Consider the following 19,323-nt stretch of genomic DNA (forward strand, 5'->3'; position numbering starts at 1 on the left):
GTTTTTTCTTCAATCCCAAGGGAAAACCGGTGGGGTGTGCGCGCGGGGTGCGCAAGGTTGACCACCCCCAAGGAGAGGAGTGTGGCCAGCGCCCCCTCGCGCCCCCCCCGGTCCCGGGCCAGCAGGTCGGCGAGCTCCCGGTAGGGCCCGTGCGCGCTCAGGGCGAGCGCGCCCGGGAGGTCCGCGAGGAACGGCGCCTGCGCGAGCACCCCCGCCACGTCGTCGGCGAGGTACCCGGCGGCCAGCGCGATCCCGGCGCCCTGGCTGTTGCCGAGCACCACCACGCGGCCGGGGTCGACGCCCGGCAGCAGCCGGACGGCGTCCACGGCGCGGGCCGCGTCGGTGAGGACGCGCCGGTAGTAGTAGCCGGCCGGGTCCGCGAGGCCGCGCGTGATGTAGCCGGTGCTGTCGCCCCACGGCCCGTCCGGGGTCGACCCGTCACCCTGGCCGCGGGTGTCCATGACCAGGTGGGCGTAGCCCGCCGCGGCCCAGGTCAGGTCGTCGATCGCGTGCCCGCGACCGGCGCCGTACCCGGTGAAGTGCACGACGGCGGGCAGCAGTCCGTCGCGGTGCCGCGGCAGGCGCAGCCACGCGCGCACCGGGTCGCCGCCGAACCCGGGAAAGGTCACGTCCAGCACGTCGATCGCGCCCAGCGGGGTCTCCACGGGGACGGCGGACGGCGGCGCGTCGTACCGCCGGGCCTGCGCGAGGGTGTCGCGCCAGAACGCGCCGAAGTCGTCCGGCAGCTCCTGCGTCGAGCGGTAGGCGCGCAGGGCGGGCTCGCGGGGGTCCGAGGTCGCGACGGACGCGCGCAGGTCCGCGGTCACGGTGGTCATGACGCCTCCCCGAACAGGTCGCCGGCGTCGACGGCCGAGCCCACGGGCACCGTCCGGGTCTGCCCCGCGAAGCTCACGACGACGTCGCGCGGACCCGCGCCGACGACGTCGTGCAGGCGCAGCGCGACCGGACGGCCGCCCCGCCAGTCGAGGTCCACCGCGACGCCCCCGCGGGTGCGCACGCCGGTGATCCGGCCGTCGGGCCACGCCGCCGGCAGGGCGGGCAGCAGGCGGACCGGGCTGTCGGGCGTGCCCTCGCCGGTGCCGACCAGCATCTCGGCGATCGCCGCGGCGAGGCCGAAGTTGCCGTCGATCTGGAACGGCGGGTGCGTCGAGAACAGGTTCGGCAGCAGGCCGCCCCACTCCGAGCCGTCCGGCGGCGCGTCGAGGTCGGGGTCCCCCGGGAAGGGGGTGGTCGCCTCGCGCAGCAGGTCGCGCGCGACGTCGCCGTCGCCCAGGCGCGCCCGCATCGCGATCTTCCACGACCAGGACCAGCCCATGGCCCCCGGCCCGCGGGCGTCGAGGGTCCGGCGGGCGGCGTCGGCCAGCTCCGGGGTGCGCTCCACGTCGATGGCGTGCAGCGGGTGCAGCCCGATCAGGTGCGACAGGTGGCGGTGGTGCGGTTCGAGCGAGCCCGAGTCGTCGCCCCACTCGTACAGGGTGCCGTCGTCCGCCACGCGCAGCGGCGCGATGCGGGGCAGCGCGGCGCGGATCTCGTCGAGCAAGGGCTCTTCCGCCCCGCCCACGGCCTCCGCGGCCGCGAGCGTGCGTTCGAGCGTCGCCCGGATCAGGCTGAGGTCCATCGCGGACGACGCGCCGACGGCGCCGGACGTGCCGTCGGCGCGGAGGAAGAAGTTCTCGGGCGACGTAGACGGCGAGGTGCCGAGCGTGCCGTCCGAGCCGGGCACCAGCCAGTCGAGCGCGAAGGCGCTCGCGCCCAGCAGCAGCGGGAGCACCCGCCCCGCGAGCTCGTCGCGGTCGCGTCCGTACTCCCAGCGCTGCCACAGGTGGTCCGCGAGCCACAGGCCGCCCATCGGCCAGAACGCCCACGACGTCGGGCTGTGCCCGGCGCCGACGGGCAGCGCGTACCCCCACGGGTCGGTGTTGTGGTGCGCCACCCAGCCGCGGGCGCCGTAGAGCTCGCCGGCCACGGCACGGCCCTCGCTCGCGACGCGCTCGATCAGGTCCAGCAGCGGCTCGTGCAGCTCGCCCAGGCCGGTGCGCTCGGCGAGCCAGTAGTTCATCTGGGTGTTGATGTTGATCGTGTAGTTGGACGACCACGGCGGCCGCATCGACGCGTTCCAGATGCCCTGCAGGTTGGCCGGCGGCGAGCCGGGCCGCGACGACGAGACGAGCAGGTAGCGGCCGTACGCGTAGATCACGCGCGCCAGGGCACGGTCGTCCGCGTCGGCCAGCAGGGCGGCGACGTCGACAGGCCCGGCGTCGATCGGCCCGCCGTCGACGGGCACGCCGAGCTCCAGGCCGGACCGGCCCAGCAGCTCGCGCGCGGCGGCCTCGTGCCGGGCACGCAGCGCCCCGGCGTCGGACGCCGCGACCTCCCGCGCGCGCCGGACGGCGTGCGCGACGAGGTCGGCGCGCGGCGCCTGCGGCTCGTGCCGCCACCAGCGGCGCGCGTTGGTCTCGCTCGTGACGGCGACCAGGACGCGGCGCGCCCCGGTGAGCACGACCTCGTGCGCACCGGCGTCCTCGGCCGGCACGACGGTCGCCGCACCGTCGGAGTGCACGGCCACGGCCACGGCGGCGGCCGGGTCGAACCCGGATCCCGGCCCGTCCTCCCGCCACACGTGCGCGACGGCGTCGGGCTCGTGCGACGGCGCGCCGTCGACCGGCGTCTCCACCAGCAGGGACAGGTGCGCGACGCCGCCGTCGGCCACCCCGGCGTCCGAACCCGCGACCCGCAGCGGCGACCGGAGCCGCACCACCGCGGAGACGGGGGCGTCGGCCACGAGCTCGACCAGGAGCGCGCCGTCGGCCGCGGAGACCCAGGTGCTGCGGCGCACGGGCACGCCGTCCAGCAGGAAGGTCTCGTCGACCACCGCGGACGAGAGGTCGAGCACCCGCTCGTACCCCGCCGCGCCGATCCGGCCGAGGTCCAGGTCGAGGTCGCCGAGGGGCAGGAACTCCTGGCTCCACGGGCCCTCGAAGGTGCGCAGCAGGCGCTCGGTCTCCTCGTCGTCGTGCCGGGCGACGGCGTCCCGCACCTGGGCGAGGCGCTCGGGACCCGCGCCGCCCGCGACGACGGCGTCGAGCGCGCGCCGCGGACCGTCGGGCGTGCCCGACCACAGCGACGCGTCGTTGAGCCCGATGCGCCCGCGGGCGTCACCGAGCACCATGCCGCCGAGCTCTCCGTTGCCCACGGGTGTCGCCTCGCCCCAGCGGGCGGCGGGCGCGGTCCAGCGCAGGCGGACCGGGCGCGGTGCGGCACTCACTTGAGCCCCGAGAAGCCGATGGAGTCCACGATCCGGCGGCCGAACGCGAGGAACAGCACCAGCATGGGCAGCGCCGCGACCAGCGTCGCGGCCATCAGGCCCGCCCAGTCCGGCGCGGCCTGCGGCGACGACTGCTTGAACACGGCCAGGGCGAGCGTGAGCGGGCGCACGCTGTCGTCGCTGGTGACCAGGAGCGGCCAGAAGTAGTCGTTCCAGGCGCCGATGAAGCCCAGGATGGACAGCGTGGTCACGGGGCCTGACGTCATCGGCAGCGTGATCTGGAACAGCACGCGCAGCCTGCTCGCGCCGTCGATCAGCGCGGCCTCCTCGATCTCGCGGCTGAGGCCGAGCATGAACTGGCGCAGGAAGAAGATGTTGAACGCCGAGAACAGTGCCCCGGGCAGGATCAGCCCACCGAACGTGTTGAGCAGGCCCAGGTCCTTGATCAGCACGAAGTTCGGCAGGAGCGTCAGGATGCCGGGCACCATGAGCGCCGTGAGCAGGATCGAGAACACCAGGTCGCGCCCGGGCCACTCGAGGCGGGCGAACGCGTAGGCCGCGATCAGCGAGAAGAACACGACCAGGCCGGTCGACAGCGTCGCGAAGATCAGCGAGTTCAGCGCGAAGTGCAGGATGTTGATGCTGGCGCCCGAGCCGCCCTCCGCGAGCGACTCCGCCGACGTCGCGATGCCGAGCACCCGGCGGAACGCGCCGAACGTGAAGTCGACCGGCAGCAGCGACGACGGGTGGGTGATCAGCGCGTAGTTGTTCGAGAACGACGTGCGCAGGATCCAGTAGAACGGGAAGAGCGTCACCAGCACGACGCCGCCGAGGTAGGTCCAGGCGACGGCGCGCCCCAGGCTGGGGCGGCGGCGGGACGGCGCCGGGCGGGTGCCGGCACGGTTCGTGGGACGGGCGGCGGGCCGGACGGCGGTGGCCGGTGCAGCGGATGCGGATGCGGACATGCGTGGGTTCCTCACTGGTTCGGGGCGGCGCGGACGGGCGACGGGTCAGTCGGTGTCGGACTCGTCGGCGCGCAGCAGGCGCATCTGCAGGAAGGTGATGGCGATGAGCATCGCGAACAGCGCGAGCGACATCGTGGCGGCGTAGCCGAACTCGAACTGGCCGAACGCCTTGTCGTAGATGTAGAGCTGCAGCACGTTGGACGCGCGCGCCGGGCCGCCCTGGGTCGTCACGGCCACGAGGTCGAAGACCTGGAACGAGCCGATCACGGTCAGCACCAGCACCATCGCCAGCACGGGCCGCAGCAGGGGCAGCGTGAGGCGGCGGAACATCTGCACCTCGTTCGCGCCGTCGATCCGCCCCGCCTCGTAGACGGTCGGCGGGATGGTCTGGAGGCCGGCGAACACGATGATCGCGTTGTAGCCCATGCCCTTCCAGACGCTGATCAGCGCGATGGTGGGGATGGCCCACTTGCTGGAGCCCAGGAAGAAGACCGGGTCGAACCCGAGCTGGCGGATGGCGATGTTCACGATGCCGAGCTGCGCGTCGAGCATCCAGGACCACGTGGTCGCGGCGACGACGCCGGAGATGAGGAACGGCAGGATGATGACGCCGCGCAGCATGGTGGAGGCCGTGAGCCGGTGCAGCACCACGGCCGTCGTGACCGAGAGCGTCATGCCGATCACGACCGACAGGAGCACGAAGTACGCCGTCACGCCGAGCGAGTGCCAGAACACCTCGTCGGCGACGAGCCGCTTCAGGTTGTCCAGGCCGGTCCACTCGGGCGGGGTGAGCACCCGGAAGTCGGTGAAGCTCAGGTAGATCCCGCGCAGCGTCGGGTAGGCCGCGAAGGCCAGGAAGCCGATGACGGCCGGGGCGATGAGGACCCAGGCCAGCCGCGCGTCCCCGCGGTGGGCGGGCGAACCGGAGCGGCGCACCGGCCCTGTCTTGCGTTCGCGTCCGGTCGCGGTTCGTCCGCGCTCCGGGGTCGTGGTGGAGATCGCCATCGGCCTCATCCCTCGTCGTCGAAGTGCAGGAGGTAGGCACCTCGCTTGCTGCCGAGAGCGTAGGGCGACTAAGTTTCCGCTGTCAAGAAAGTCTATTCGGGGTGGTGAAGATGTCTGCTGGTGATGAATACGCGGTGCTGCGCGCTGCCGGGGTGTCGCTCGTGCTCGATCTCGCGGGCGAGATGCCGCGGGTGCTCCACTGGGGTGAGGACCTCGGCGACGTCGGCCCCGACGGCGTCGCCGCGCTGCGCGAGTCCGCGGTGACGGCGCGGGTCGCCAACTCCCCGGAGGCGCCGCGCGCGCTCACGCTGCTGCCCGTCGAGCGGGACACCTGGTCCGGCCTGCCGGGCCTGGAGGGCCACCGCGCCGGGACGGCGACGACGCCGCGCCCGGAGCTGGTGGGGACGCGCGTGGAGGTCCCGGCCGACGGCGTCGGCGGCACGGTGCGCCTGGACGTGCGCGAGCCCGTCGCGGACCTCGTGCTCGCGGCCGAGGTGGAGCTGGAGGCCACGGGCGTGCTGCGGGTGCGGTGGACCGTGACCGCGGGGCCGGACGGCGCCGACGCCGACGTCTACGACCTCTCGCACGTCGTGGCGCTGCTGCCCCTGCCGGCGCGCGCCACGGAGGTGCTCGACTTCAGCGGGCGCTGGAGCCGGGAGCGGCAGCCGCAGCGGCTGCCGCTGGTGGACGGCACGCACCTGCGCGAGGTGCGCCGGGGCAAGCCGGGGCTCGACTCGCCGTACCTGGTCGCCGTCGGCACGCCGGGGTTCGCCCACCGCTCGGGCGAGGTCTGGGCGGCCCACGTGGCGTGGAGCGGCGACCAGCGCTGGATCGTGCAGCGCCTGTCCGAGGGTGCCGGCGCGCACGCGGCCGTGCTCGGCGGCGGCGAGCTGCTGCGCCCCGGCGAGGTGCGGCTGGCCCCGGGCGAGAGCTACGCGGCGCCCGACGTGCTGTTCGCGTGGTCGGACGCCGGGCTGGACGGCCTCGCCGACCGGTTCCACCGCCGCACCCGTGCGCGCCGTCCGCGCCGGGCGCCGCAGCCCCTGGTGCTCAACACGTGGGAGGCCGTCTACTTCGACCACGACCTGGGCCGCCTCGGCGAGCTCGTGGACCGCGCCGCCCGCGTGGGCGTGGAGCGGATCGTGCTCGACGACGGCTGGTTCCGCGGCCGGCGGGACGACACGGCGGGCCTCGGCGACTGGCAGATCGAGGCGGATGTCTGGCCCGACGGGCTCGACCCGTTCGTCGCGCGGGTGCGCGAGGCGGGGATGGAGTTCGGGCTGTGGTTCGAGCCCGAGATGGTCAACCTCGACTCCGACCTGGCGCGCCTGCACCCCGAGTGGCTGCTGGCGCCGTCGGCGGGCGTGGGTCCGAGCTTCCGCAACCAGTACGTGCTCGACGTCGCGCACCCCGACGCGTACGCCTACCTGCTGGAGTCGATCTCGAAGCTGGTGGAGCGCTACGAGATCGCCTACATCAAGTGGGACCACAACCGGGAGCTGCACGAGGCGGTGGTCCGCGGCGGCGCCGCCGGGGACCGGCCGGGGGTGCGGCGGCAGACGCTCGCGCTCTACGCCCTGCTCGACGAGCTGCACCTGCGGCACCCGGGCCTGGAGATCGAGAGCTGCGCGTCGGGCGGCGGGCGGATCGACCTCGGCATCCTGGACCGCACCGAGCGGGTGTGGACGTCGGACTGCAACGACCCCGTGGAGCGCCAGCAGATCCAGCTCTGGAGCGAGCTGCTGCTGCCGCCGGAGCTGCTGGGCTCGCACGTGGGCGCGTCACGGGCGCACACCACGAACCGGGTCACCGACCTGTCCTTCCGGCTGGTGACGGCGGCGTTCGCCGCGCCGGGGATCGAGTGGGACATCACGGGCTGCACCGAGGACGAGATGGAGCGGCTCACGTCCTGGGCGGCGTTCGTCACGTCGCGGCGGGACCTGCTGCACGGGGGAGTGCGCGTGCACGCGGACCTCGCCGACGAGCAGACGCTGCTGCACGGCACCGTGGCCGAGGACGGCGCGCGGGCGCTGTTCGCGTGGGTGCGGCTGGCGACCTCGGCCGGGCCGCAGACGGCGCGGGTGCCGTTCCCGGGCCTCGACCGGGACCGCGACTACGTGGTGCGGGTGCCGGACGCGTTCGGCCCGGCCGCGATGCACGGCCAGGAGCCCGCGTGGATCGCGCGGGCCCGCGGCGCCGAGGGCTTCCGGGTGTCCGGCGCGCTCCTCGCCGGCGCCGGCCTGACGCTGCCGGTGCTGCACCCGGCGTCAGGCATGGTGCTGGAGCTGACGGCAGACTGAACGTGTCAGACGCTCAGGTCCCCGGAGGGACCTGAGCGTCTGACGCGCGTCTCAGCGCGTGAAGCGGAAGCCGTCGCTCCGGATCGGCGCGTCCGAGCCGTTCACCACCACGATGCGGTGGCTGCCCCGCTTGAGGCCGGTCACGGAGTACAGCTCCTGCTGCGTCCGGCGGGCCGCGGAGCTCGTGTCCACGGTCTGCTTCAGCACGCCGTCCACGTAGACGTGCACGGGGCCCTGGTCGGGCGCCGTCGGCGCGATCCACGTCACCCCGGTGCCCGTGAACGTGAGGTCGGTCCAGGCCTCGCCGGTGGCCGTGTGCACGTCGTCGGCGCCGTCACCGCGGAATGCGAACGTCAGCGCCGTGTCGCCCGCGGGCAGCGCCGTGAGGAACCCGGCCGACAGCACGATCGCCTGGCCGTCGGCGGTCCAGTCCGTGCCCTTGCGCAGCACCGTGTCGCCGTGCCGGATCGCCGTGAGCTCGCCCGGGTCGCGGGCCAGCTCGATGCGGGCCGCCTCGGCCTGCTCGTCGGGCACCACGATCGCGTTCGGCGTCACGAGGTTCTCCTGCTCGACGTCGACCCGGTCGAGCAGCATGAACCGCCCGCTCTTCTTCTCGATGCGCAGCTTGTGCTCGCCGTCCGCGAGGTCCGACGTCGTCCACACGGCCTGCTGGCTCTCGCGCGGCGTGCCGGCGGGCAGCGCGGCGTCGACCGTGTCGACGAGCTCGCCGTCGAGGTAGACCGCCACCTCGCCCTGCGACTCGTCGCGCTCGGTCACGTACGTCACGCCGGTGCCGCGGAAGGTCAGCTCGAAGGCGTCGCCGTCCTTCTCGGTCCAGTGCACGTCGTCCTCGTGGTCGCCCAGCCCGCGGCCGGTGCTGTGGCTCCAGCTCCCGGAGTAGGAGATCTCGGACGCGTCGTCGTTGAGCTGCCGGACCCGCGCGTCGGTGTCGCCCGGCGCGGGCGGCTCGTCGCCGTCCGCCACGACCGAGACCGCGAGGTCCTGCGACGTCGCCGCGACCTCCTGGTTCCCGTTGCGCTCCCAGTCGCCGCCGTAGCCCACCTGGAGCACGTCGTCGTTCACGGTCGACGCCGCCCGCGCGGCGGGCGTGACGCGCAGCAGCCGGACGCCGTGCGGCGGCACGTCGGTGGCCGTGAAGCCCTCGGTGAACGTGCCGAGGTTCTTCCTCGCCCAGACGTCACGCACCTTGTGGCCGCCGTCGGCGAGCCCGAGGTCCGTCCAGTCGGCCGTGACGTCGGCGTCGGTCGAGCCGAGGTTGAAGAGCCCGACCACGTACGAGCCGTCGTCCTGCAGCGAGTACCAGACCTGCCGCTTCCCCGCTGTCGAGACCGGGTGCGCCGGGATCGCGGCCTGGTTGATCGCGATGACCTCCTCGTTGGTGAGCAGGTTCAGGCCGAACGTGTCGAGCTGCGTCAGGTCGTTGCCGGTGTACATCGGGGCCGCGGAGATGGCCCACAGGCTGGTCGCGGTGCGCCGCTCGTCCTGGGTGAGGCCGTCCATGCGGCCGTTGCCGACGTTGAGCGAGTCGAGGTCGCCGAACCCGCCCGGGCCGGTGTGCCGCCACCACTGCTCGGCCTTGGGGAACAGGCGCGCGATGTTGGGCCACGTGGTCAGGGCCTCGTTCTCGCAGTAGCACTCGACGTCCCAGTCGACGCGCCAGCCGTCGGCCTGCTCCTTCCAGTAGTCCGCGTAGGCCGGGTCGAGCGCCCAGGACAGCTCGAACCAGATGCCGCGGCTGTGCAGCGCGTCGGACCAGGCGGCGACGTCACGCCGCGCGTCGAGCGACAGGTCGGAGATGCCGGAGCCGGGGGTCACGCTGTCGAACTTGACGAAGTCGACGCCCCAGTCGCCCAGCAGGGCGCCGATCGAGTCGATGTACTTGGTGGTGCAGGGGTTGTCGAAGTCGAGCGCCCAGCCGATGCCCCAGTAGTCGGCGCGGGTCAGCGGCTGCTTGACGATGTCGCCGGTGCTGCAGCCCGGCGCGTCCCAGATCGGCAGGTCGGCCTCGTACACCTCGGGCCCGATGCCGGGGATGAAGTACAGCCCGAACTTCTGGCCGTTGTCGTGCACGTGGTCGATCACGGCCTGGAGGCCGTCGGGGTACAGCGACGTGCTCGGGGTGGGGCGGCCGTACTCGTCGACGCCGTCGTTCCAGCCCGCGTCCACGTTGATGCGGTCGTAGCCGTAGCGCTGCAGCTTGGTGTGCATGGCGTCCGACTGGGCGACCAGCTGGTCGGCGTCGATCCAGCGGCCGTCGCCGCTGTAGACCTGCATGCTGAAGCTGCTCCAGCCCATGTACGGCGACGTGGCGAGGTCGCCGGGCTCGACGCGGGGGACGGGCTGCGGGGGCGTGGGGGCGGGGTCGGCGGCGGCCGTCGGGGCCGTGGCGACCGCGGGAGCGGCGGAGCCGGCGGCCACGAGGCCGACGAGGGCGAGTCCGCACAGCGCCTGCCGTAGCAGGCGTCGGGGGCTTGTCATGGGTGCTGCTCTCCATCCTTGACGAGGATGCGCGTTGGCGACGTGCGGAACGGCACTGTTCCAGGCGCGGGACGTGCCCGGCGGGCGATACGTCCTTTTTTGACGCGATCAAATAACCACAGCCCGGACCCTCCGCGCAAGGGCTGCGAGGCACTTGCTTGACAGCGGAAAGAAATTCCTGGAACGCTCGTCCCGCTCTGCCCGCTCCGAGAACCACTGGTGGCCCTCATGCTCACGCGCACCGCCGCGCCCGGTCCCTGGACCCTGCACCTCGACACCGCCGGACCCGACGCCGACGCCGCGGTCCTCGCCGGACTGCCCGTCCCGGCCACGGTCCCCGGCACCGTCCACACCGACCTGCTGGCCGCGGGGCTGATCGAGGACCCGTACCTCGACCGCAACGAGCTGCTGACGCGGTGGATCGGCCGCTCGCGCTGGCGCTACGAGACGACGCTGCCCGCGGCCGTGCCGCCCGGGACGCCCCGCGCCGAGCGCACCGACCTCGTGCTCGACGGCCTCGACACGCTCGCCACGGTGTCCGTGGACGGGGTCGAGCGCCTGCGCACCCGCAACATGTTCCGCTCCTACCGGGTGCCGCTGGACCGGGCCGAGGGGGCCGAGGTCTCGGTCGTCTTCGACGCGCCCTGGGGCCCCTTCGACGAGCTGGACGACGAGACGCGGCGCGCGTTCGACTCGCCGTCGGCGCACATCCGCAAGATGGCCTGCAACTTCGGCTGGGACTGGGGCCCCACGCTGGTCACCGCCGGCATCTGGCGCCCGGTGCGCATCGAGTCCTGGTCGGTCGCGCGGCTCGCCGAGACGCGGGTCGAGGTGCGCGCCGAGCGGGACGGCGCCGGCTGGCGCGGCGTCGTCGAGGTGGGCGTGGAGCTCGAACGGACCGTCACGGCGCACGACGCCGAGCTGGTCGTGCGGGTGGCGGGCGCCGAGGCGAGCGTGGTGGTGCCCGCCGGGGAGACCTCGGCGCGCGCCGTGGTCGAGGCCCCCGTGGCGGACGCCGACCTGTGGTGGCCGCGCGGCGCCGGGGCGCAGCCGCTGCACGACCTGGAGGTCGAGCTGCTGGACCGCGTCACGGGCGAGGCCCTCGACCGCGACGACCGGCGGGTCGGCTTCCGCTCCGTCGAGGTGCGCCGCGAGCCGGACGCCGACGGCGAGTCGTTCGCCTTCGTGATCAACGGGCGCCCCGTCGCCGCGCTCGGCTTCAACTGGATCCCCGACGACTGCTTCCCGCACCGCGTGACGCACGACGACGTCGCCGCCCGGCTGCGCGACGCCGCCGAGGCGAACGCGAACATCCTGCGCGTGTGGGGCGGCGGCCTGTACGAGTCGGACGACTTCTACGCGCAGTGCGACGAGCTCGGCTTCCTGGTCTGGCAGGACTTCGCCTTCGCGTGCGCGCCCTACCCCGAGCACGAGTGGCTGCTGGAGGAGGTCGAGGCCGAGGCGCGCGAGAACGTCGTCCGCCTCATGGCGCACCCCTCGCTGGTGATCTGGAACGGCAACAACGAGAACTGGCTCGGCTGGGACGACTGGGGCTGGAAGGAGCGCCTCGGCGACCGGCCGTGGGGCGAGCGCTACTACCTGGAGATCCTGCCGCGGGTGGTCGCCGACGTCAGCCCGCACGCCTTCTACTGGCCCGGCAGCCCGTACTCGGGCACCCCGGAGGTGTACTCGAACGACCGCTCCCGCGGCGTGGTGCACCTGTGGGACGGCTGGAACGAGCAGGGCTACCAGGTCTTCCTCCAGGACCGGGCGCGGTTCGTCTCCGAGTTCGGCTGGCAGGGCCCGCCCGCCTGGCGCACCCTGACGGACACCGTGCACGACGAGCCCCTGCTGCCGGACTCGCCGGGCGTGCTGCACCACCAGAAGGCGGTCGACGGCTCCCTCAAGCTGTCGCGCGGCCTGGCGCCGTACTTCGACGAGCCCACGGGCATGGCCGACTGGCACTGGGCGATGCAGCTCAACCAGGCGCGTGCCCTGACCTTCGCGATCGAGCACTTCCGGTCGCTGCGCCCGGTGAACATGGGCTCGATCGTCTGGCAGCTCAATGACTGCTGGCCGGTCGCGTCGTGGGCCGTGGTCGACTCCGCCGGCCGGCGCCGGCCCGCCTGGTTCGCGGTGCGCGACGCGTTCGCCCCGCGGCTCGCGACGATCCAGCCGCGCGACGGCGGCCTCGCGCTCGTGCTGGTCAACGACGGCGTCGAGGAGTGGACGGGGTCGGCGACCGTGCGCCGCGTCGGGCTGGACGGCCGCGTGCTGGCCGAGCAGGCGGTCACGTTCGACGTCGGCTCCGTGGCGGGCACGACGCTGACCCTCGACCCGGGCCTGGCCGAGCCGGGCGACGCCGCCGCCGAGCTCCTGGTGGCCGACGTCGACGGCGCGGCCCGGGCGTTCCGGTACTTCGCCGTCGACCGCGACCTCGCCTACCCGCGCCCGCGGCTCGACGTGCAGGCGGTGCCGCTCGACGGCGGCGACGTCGAGGTCACGGTCACCACCGACACGTTCGTGCGCGATCTGACGCTGCACGCCGACCGGCTCGACGCCGGGGCCGCGGCGGGCGACGCGCTGGTCACGCTGCTGCCGGGGGAGTCGGCGACCTTCCGGATCGCGGGGGCGGACCCGGCGCTCGCCGGGACGATCGTCGGGAGCATCCAGGGCGGGGGACCGGTGCTGCGGCACGCGGGCGACCTGGTCGGCTGAGCCGGCGGGCACTTCTCATCTGTGCAATTGCGCTGGTCAGCAGCGTGATTGTCCTTGTGGGCGTGGTCGACGGGGCGCAGATTTGCGCTGATTGCCCCACGACGGGGCAAAGCCCCGGCCACGAACCATGGAGTGAACGTGCCCTCAGCTCATCCCCATCCGCGCAGGGCGGTGGCGGCGGCCCTGTCGGTCGCCACCGTCCTCACCACGGCCCTGTGGGCCGTGCCGTCGGCGGCGGCCGCACCGGCCGCCGACCCGACGCCGCCCGCCCGGGACGAGGTGGCCGAGAAGGTCACCGACGAGGTGGCCGAGACGCTCGCCGAGGAGGTGCGCGCCGACTTCTGGGTCCAGCTCGCCGACCGGCCCGACCTGGCGCCCGCCAAGGACATCGCCGACTGGGGCGAGCGCGGGCAGTACGTCTACGACGCCCTCGTGCAGAACGCCGAACAGTCCCAGGCCGGCGTCGTCGCCCAGCTCGAGGCCGCGGGCGTCGAGTACCAGAGCTTCTGGATCAGCAACGCGATCCACGTCCAGGACGGCACCGAGGCGCTCGCCGAGCGCGTCGCCGCCAGCAGCGACGTCGCCCTCGTGCACGAGGAGATCGCGATGGAGCTGGTGGACCCGCCGACCGAGTCGGCGGACCCCACGGGCCGCACGGCCGCGGACGAGCGGGCCACGCAGGCCGCCGAGGCCGCCGAGGGCGCCGTCACCTGGGGCATCGACGAGATGAACGCGGACGACGTCTGGGACCTCGGCTTCACCGGTGAGGGCATCACCGTGGCCGGGTTCGACACGGGCGTGGACCTGGAGCACCCGGCCCTGCGCGCGAAGTACCGCGGCACGCAGCCCGACGGCTCGGTCGACAACGACTACAACTGGTACGACCGTCCCGGCCTGTGCGGCGGCTCGCCGTGCGACCCGATCATCAACCAGGTGGGCGGCCACGGCACGCACACGATGGGCACGATGGTCGGCGACGACGGCGCGGACCACCAGATCGGCGTCGCCCCCGACGCCCGGTGGATCGCGACCAACTGCGTGGACCGCTGCGCCAACTCGATGGAGCGCGCCGACTACCTGCGCAGCGCGCAGTGGCTGCTGGCGCCCACGCGCGCCGACGGCAGCGACCCCGACCCCGCGATGCGCCCCCACGTGGTGAACAACTCCTGGGGCATCCCGCAGTCGCAGGAGGACACGCTCCCGATCGCCGACTGGATGGGCGACGAGACCGAGGCCTGGGAGGCCGCCGGGATCTTCGGCGTCTGGGCCGCGGGCAACGAGGGCGAGGCGGGCTGCGAGTCCGGCCGCCTGCCCGCGCGCTACCCCCACACCTACTCCGTGGGCGCGTACGACGCCGACGGCGACATCGCGTACTTCTCCTCGCGCGGCCCCGGCACCGACGGCAAGATCAACCCGAACATCGCGGCGCCCGGCGTCGACGTGCTCTCGGCGCTGCCCGGCGGCGGGTACGGCGCGGGCTCCGGCACGTCCATGGCGGCCCCGCACGTGGCCGGCGTCGTGGCGCTGCTCTGGAGCGCGGTGCCCAGCCTGGTCGGTGACATCGAGAGCACGAAGACCCTGCTGGACGGCACCGCGCACGACACCGAGGACCTGAGCTGCGGCGGCACCGCCGAGGACAACAACGTCTGGGGCGAGGGCAAGATCGACGCCCTCGCGCTGGTCCAGGAGGCCCTCGCCTCCGGCGGCGCCGGCACCCTGGCCGGCACGGTGACCGACGCCGACGGCGAGCCCGTCGCGGGCGCCACCGTCGCCGCCGAGGGCCGCCACTCGCCCCGCACCGTCACGGGCCGTGACGGCACCTACTCGATGAGCGTGATCGCGGGCGACTACGACGTCACGACCAGCGCCTTCGGTTACCTCGCCAGCTCCGCGCGGGCGACGGTCGCCGTCGACACGACCAGCACGCTCGACGCGACGCTCACGGCCGCGCAGCGGCACGACGTGACCGGCACCGTGGTGGACCCGGACGGCGCGCCCGTCCCGAACGCCGACGTGTCGGTGGACGGCACCCCGCTGGACGCCGTCGTGACCGGAGCCGACGGGACGTTCACCGTGCCCGCCGTCCCCGAGGGCGAGTACACGCTCGCCGTGCGCCCGAACGCCTGCCTGTCGCCCGCGACCACGACGTTCGCCGTCGACGGTCCGCAGGACCTCACCGTCAGGGTGGAGCGCGTCACGGACCTCGGCGGGTACACCTGCTCCGTGTCCGAGGGCGACTACCGCCGCGGCACCGACCTGGTCGAGATCACGGGCGGGGTGTGGCAGGACATCACGCTGCCCTTCCCGATCGCGTTCTACAACGGCACCCACGAGACCCTGAACATCGGCCGGCGCGGCGTCATCACGACCTCCGCGTCCGACACGGCGGGGCCGGGCACCGGCGGGGCGGCGATCTTCCCGTTCTACATCAGCCGGCCGCTCACGATCGACGACCAGGGCGGCGTCTACACCGGCACCACCACGGTCGACGGCCAGGACGCGTTCGTGGTCGAGTACCGCAACGTCCAGGCCGAGGCGGTCGACAACGTCACCACGGCCCGGATCAGCTTCTCGGTCACCATCACGCGCTCGGGCACGGTGATCGTCGCCTACGGCGACGGCGTGGGCGCGGACGGCCCGCTCAGCGCCGGCTCGACCGCCACCACCGGCATCCAGGGCTGGGCCGGCGTGGACGGCATCCGGTTCTCGCAGGACGCCCCCGTGCTGCACGACGGCCTCGTGGTCACCTACGACCTGCCCGATTTCGGCTACCTGGACGCGACGGTCGTCGACGAGAACGACGGGCTCCCGGTCGAGGGCGCCGACGTCGCCTTCACGCGCGACGGCAAGCTCGTGGAGAGCGTCGTGACCAACGGGACCGGGCTGGTGCACCGCCAGCTCCCGACCGGCGACTACACCATGACGGTCACCGCGCCCGACTACGTCACGCGGTCGTACGAGTTCTCGCTCGACGAGCTCTACGCCAAGGCGAGGGTCGACGCGCGCCTGACCACCGGCGTCGCCGACCTCGCGACCGACGGCCTGGACACCGTGCTCGGCACCGACCAGCACGGCCAGGGTTCGCTCACGCTGACCAACACCGGGTCGGCGCCGGTCACGTACGACCTCGCCGAGGTGGAGCGGCATCCCGAGCTGGACGGTGCGGGCGCGACCACGAGCACCCTGAAGGGCGCGGCGAGCAGCATCGACCTGGCCGCCTGGGAGGCGGGTACATCGGGCAAGCACACGGCGTCGAGCGCGGACGCCGGGAAGCCAGGCGCGGCGGCGGGCAAGGACACGGCCGCCGACACCCTGGCCACGGACACGCTCGCCGGCGGCGACGTGATCACCCGGTTCAAGCCGTCGGGGACGCCGGCGGAGGGCGAGCCGTCCGGGCTCGGCTACGACGGCGACGTCTGGGTGCACGACTACGACGCGAAGACCAACACGGCCTTCACCGTCACGGGCAGGAAGACCGGCAAGGTGTTCGCGGCCGACTGGAACCCGGACTACCGGGCCTTCGACCTGGCGTTCGACACGCTGACCGGCGACATGTGCCAGATGGAGGACAGCCCGGCCAGCTTCATCCACTGCTTCGACCGCGAGACCGGCGACAAGACGCGGGAGATCAAGGGCGACTGGTCCACCCTGCAGCTCACGGGCCTCGCCTACGACGCGGGCCGCGACGTGTTCTACGTCGGCGGCCGGGTCAACGGCATGATCGGTACGGTCGCCGGCACCTCGCACGAGACGCCGGGCGAGCTGCTGTCGTTCTGCGCGCCGCCGCTGCCGCAGGTCATGGGCCTGGCGTACAACCAGGCGTCCGACACCATCTGGTACACCGACCTGGCCGCCGGGCGCAGCCGGCTGCTCCAGGTCGACCCGGTGGACTGCTCGCTGGTGAACGCCTGGTGGTTCCCGGACCCCAAGCCGTACCAGGGCGGCGGCCTCGACACCGACGCCAGCGGCGCGCTGTGGGCCACGGACCAGATCTCGGACGAGGTGCTGCTCGTCGACGTCGAGGACGACCAGGTCACCGACCTGCCGTGGCTGTCCCTGTCCACGACGCACGGCACGCTCGCACCGGGGGAGTCGACCACGGTCGACGTCGCGGTCTCCACGGACGGCGTCGACGCCGGGACGCTCGCCGCGAACATCGTGGTGCGCTCCGACGCCGGCCGGCAGTCCAAGGAGTACGTGCCCGTCACCGTGACGACCACCGACTACCAGGTGGCTGTGAACGCGGGCGGCGGTTCCTTCACCGACGGCGTGGGCTTCGCCTGGTCGGCCGACCGGGCCCACGGCGACGGCGGCTGGGGCTACGAGGGTCGCACCCGGACCGTCTCCACGCGCTCGGCCATCGCGGGCACCACGGACGACGCCCTGTTCCAGACCCAGCGCACCCCGGTGCGCCGGGACCTGACCTACGTTTTCGACGACGCCCCCGCCGGCACCTACCGGGTCGACCTCGGGTTCGCGGAGATCGAGAAGGCGGCACGCGGCAAGCGCGTGTTCGACGTGCTCGTCGACGGGTCCCTGGAGCACTACGCCTACGACCCGGTGGGCACCGCCGGCCAGCGGACGGCGGACGTGCGCACCGCCGTCGTCGAGCACGACGGCGGGCCGCTGACCGTCGAGCTGCGGGGCACCAACGGGCTGCGGGCCCCGAGCGTCGCGTCCCTGCTCGTGACGCGCGATCCGCGCGCCACGGAGGGGCCCCAGGAGCCCGCGGAGCCGGAGCGACCGGAGGACGTCCCCGTGTCGCCCGCCGGCCGCACCTACGAGCAGAAGGTCACCACCGGCCTGTACCGGGAGGGCACGACGCTCACGCCGTGGACCGGCACCGCCGGGTGCGGGCCGCTGTTCTTCGAGTTCGACTTCCCCTTCTACGACACCACCTGGGACGGGGTGTGCGTGTCGCCGGCCGGCATGCTCACCTTCGACCGGTACCGGGGGAGCTGGGGCAACACCGACCTGCCGTCGTCCGGCGGGGCGGACGCCCTCTACCCGTTCTGGGACGACCTGGAGGTCGACGACGCCGCGGGCATCTACCTCGGCGTGACCGAGGTGGACGGCCAGGACGCGCAGGTCATCGAGTACCGCGACGTGACCTTCCAGGAGGCGCCCGGTGAGCGGGTCAGCTTCTCGGTCACGCTCGTGGCGGACGGCCGGATCCAGATCGGGTACGGCCCCGGCGTGGGCGGCGACAACCCGCTGACCCACGGCTCGTCGGCCACGGTCGGGGTCGAGAGCCTGACCGGCGCCCACCAGGTCTACTCCTACGACGAAGCCACGCTCACCGCGGGCAGCGGCCTGGAGTTCACCCTGCCCGCGTCGGGCACGCTGGAGGGCACGGTCACGGACGCGAACGACGGCAAGCCGGTCGCGGGCGCCGTGGTCACGCTGACGGCTCCGGACGGCGGCACCCGGACGATCACCACCACCAAGCAGGGCCGCTGGAAGGCCCAGGCGCTGCTCGGCGAGAGCAGCGTGGAGGTCTGGTCGCCCGACTACGTGGCCGGCGCCGGCACGGTGACGCTCGACGAGGCCGGCCAGGCCGGGACGCTCGACACCGAGCTGACCACGGGCGTGGCCGAGGTCTCGGGCGACGAGCTCGACTGGCTCCTCGGCCCGGACCAGACAGCGACCGCCGAGGTGCAGGTGACCAACACCGGCTCGGCGCCGCTGAAGGTCTCGTTCGCGGAGCAGGAGCGGGGGCAGAGCGGGTCCGCGGACCTGCCCTGGCTGACCCTGGCCGGCGCGGCCCTGGAGGGTCCGACCGTGCTCGCCGTCGGCGAGTCGACGACGGTCACGGCCACCGCCGACACGTCGGGGACCACGCCCGGCGAGCTCACCGGCGACGTGCTGGTGGCGTCGAACGCCGGCCGGGACGGGTCGCAGCTGCTGCCCGCCACCCTCGGCTCGTCGGCCTACTGGCTCGGCGTGGACGTGGGCGGCACGGGGCTCACCGGCGCGGACGGCACGGTCTGGTCAGCCGACCAGGCCCTCGACCGGAAGCGGCACGGCGCCGCGTGGGGCTACGTGGGCGGCAAGGCCCGGTCCACCCGGGCCGACATCGCGGGCACGGACGACGACCAGCTCTTCCGCACCCAGCGGACCGGCAGGACGTTCTCCTACGTGTTCGAGGACGTACCGGCGGGCACCTACCAGGTGGGTCTCGGCTTCGCTGAGCTCGACCGGGTCCCGGTCGGCGGGCGCGCGTTCGACGTGCTGGTCGACGGCGAGGCGGTGCTCTACGAGCACGACGTCCAGGCCGCGGTGGGCAGGCTCGCCGCCGACACGCACGCCGCCGCCGTCGAGCACGCGGGCGGCGACCTGACGGTCGAGCTGGTGGGCGAGCTCGGCGACGGCGACCCGGTGCTCAGCTCGCTCACGGTCCGGGAGGACCCGCGCGGCTGACCCGACCGCCGCCGTCCGCCGAGTCAGTCGGCTGGTCGGACAGGCGTGGGGGGTGGGGGGGCCATGGTTTTGGGGGGGGAGAGAGAGGGGGGTCGGGGGGGGGAGAGCGGAGGAAAAAGGGAAAGGGTGG

The 19,323-nt window shown here is 73.7% G+C and carries 8 protein-coding genes; 3 read left to right on the plus strand and 5 right to left on the minus strand.

Features of this window, described 5'->3' with window-relative positions; translation table 11 throughout:
• From ACFV9Q_RS04245 to ACFV9Q_RS04260, 4 genes are all read right to left on the minus strand, one after another.
• A partial coding sequence (locus ACFV9Q_RS04245) for an acetylxylan esterase (protein WP_377233304.1) occupies positions 1–836 on the minus strand: 836 nt, incomplete at its 3' end.
• Positions 833–3,286, minus strand: coding sequence for a glycoside hydrolase N-terminal domain-containing protein (locus ACFV9Q_RS04250; protein WP_377233305.1), 2,454 nt, complete (start codon positions 3,284–3,286; stop codon positions 833–835). The genes ACFV9Q_RS04245 and ACFV9Q_RS04250, both read right to left, overlap by 4 nt.
• On the minus strand, positions 3,283–4,251 hold the full coding sequence (locus tag ACFV9Q_RS04255; protein ID WP_377230348.1) for a carbohydrate ABC transporter permease: 969 nt from the start codon (positions 4,249–4,251) through the stop codon (positions 3,283–3,285). The genes ACFV9Q_RS04250 and ACFV9Q_RS04255 overlap by 4 nt, the downstream gene beginning before the upstream one ends.
• Positions 4,252–4,296: 45 nt before the next feature.
• Positions 4,297–5,256 carry a carbohydrate ABC transporter permease gene (locus tag ACFV9Q_RS04260; protein WP_377233306.1) on the minus strand — a complete coding sequence of 320 codons (960 nt, stop codon included), beginning with the start codon at positions 5,254–5,256 and terminating at the stop codon, positions 4,297–4,299.
• 110 nt (positions 5,257–5,366) lie between these two features.
• On the opposite strand from ACFV9Q_RS04260, the gene ACFV9Q_RS04265 reads away from it, so the two are divergent.
• The gene (locus ACFV9Q_RS04265) at positions 5,367–7,556 is read left to right on the plus strand and encodes an alpha-galactosidase (RefSeq protein ID WP_377233307.1); all 2,190 of its coding nucleotides are present in this window, start codon (positions 5,367–5,369) and stop codon (positions 7,554–7,556) included.
• A gap of 51 nt (positions 7,557–7,607) precedes the next feature.
• Here the strand turns inward: ACFV9Q_RS04265 and ACFV9Q_RS04270 are convergent, their stop codons facing one another.
• Positions 7,608–10,055: a X2-like carbohydrate binding domain-containing protein gene (locus ACFV9Q_RS04270; protein WP_377233308.1), complete on the minus strand. Its 2,448-nt coding sequence runs from the start codon at positions 10,053–10,055 to the stop codon at positions 7,608–7,610.
• A gap of 228 nt (positions 10,056–10,283) precedes the next feature.
• On the opposite strand from ACFV9Q_RS04270, the gene ACFV9Q_RS04275 reads away from it, so the two are divergent.
• The gene (locus ACFV9Q_RS04275) at positions 10,284–12,773 is read left to right on the plus strand and encodes a glycoside hydrolase family 2 protein (protein ID WP_377233309.1); all 2,490 of its coding nucleotides are present in this window, start codon (positions 10,284–10,286) and stop codon (positions 12,771–12,773) included.
• 138 nt (positions 12,774–12,911) lie between these two features.
• Positions 12,912–19,193, plus strand: coding sequence for a S8 family serine peptidase (locus ACFV9Q_RS04280; protein WP_377233310.1), 6,282 nt, complete (start codon positions 12,912–12,914; stop codon positions 19,191–19,193).
• The last annotated feature ends 130 nt before the right edge of the window (positions 19,194–19,323 follow it).

Origin of the sequence: Promicromonospora sp. NPDC059942 (assembly GCF_042731755.1) — a bacterium.
Lineage (GTDB): Bacteria > Actinomycetota > Actinomycetes > Actinomycetales > Cellulomonadaceae > Promicromonospora.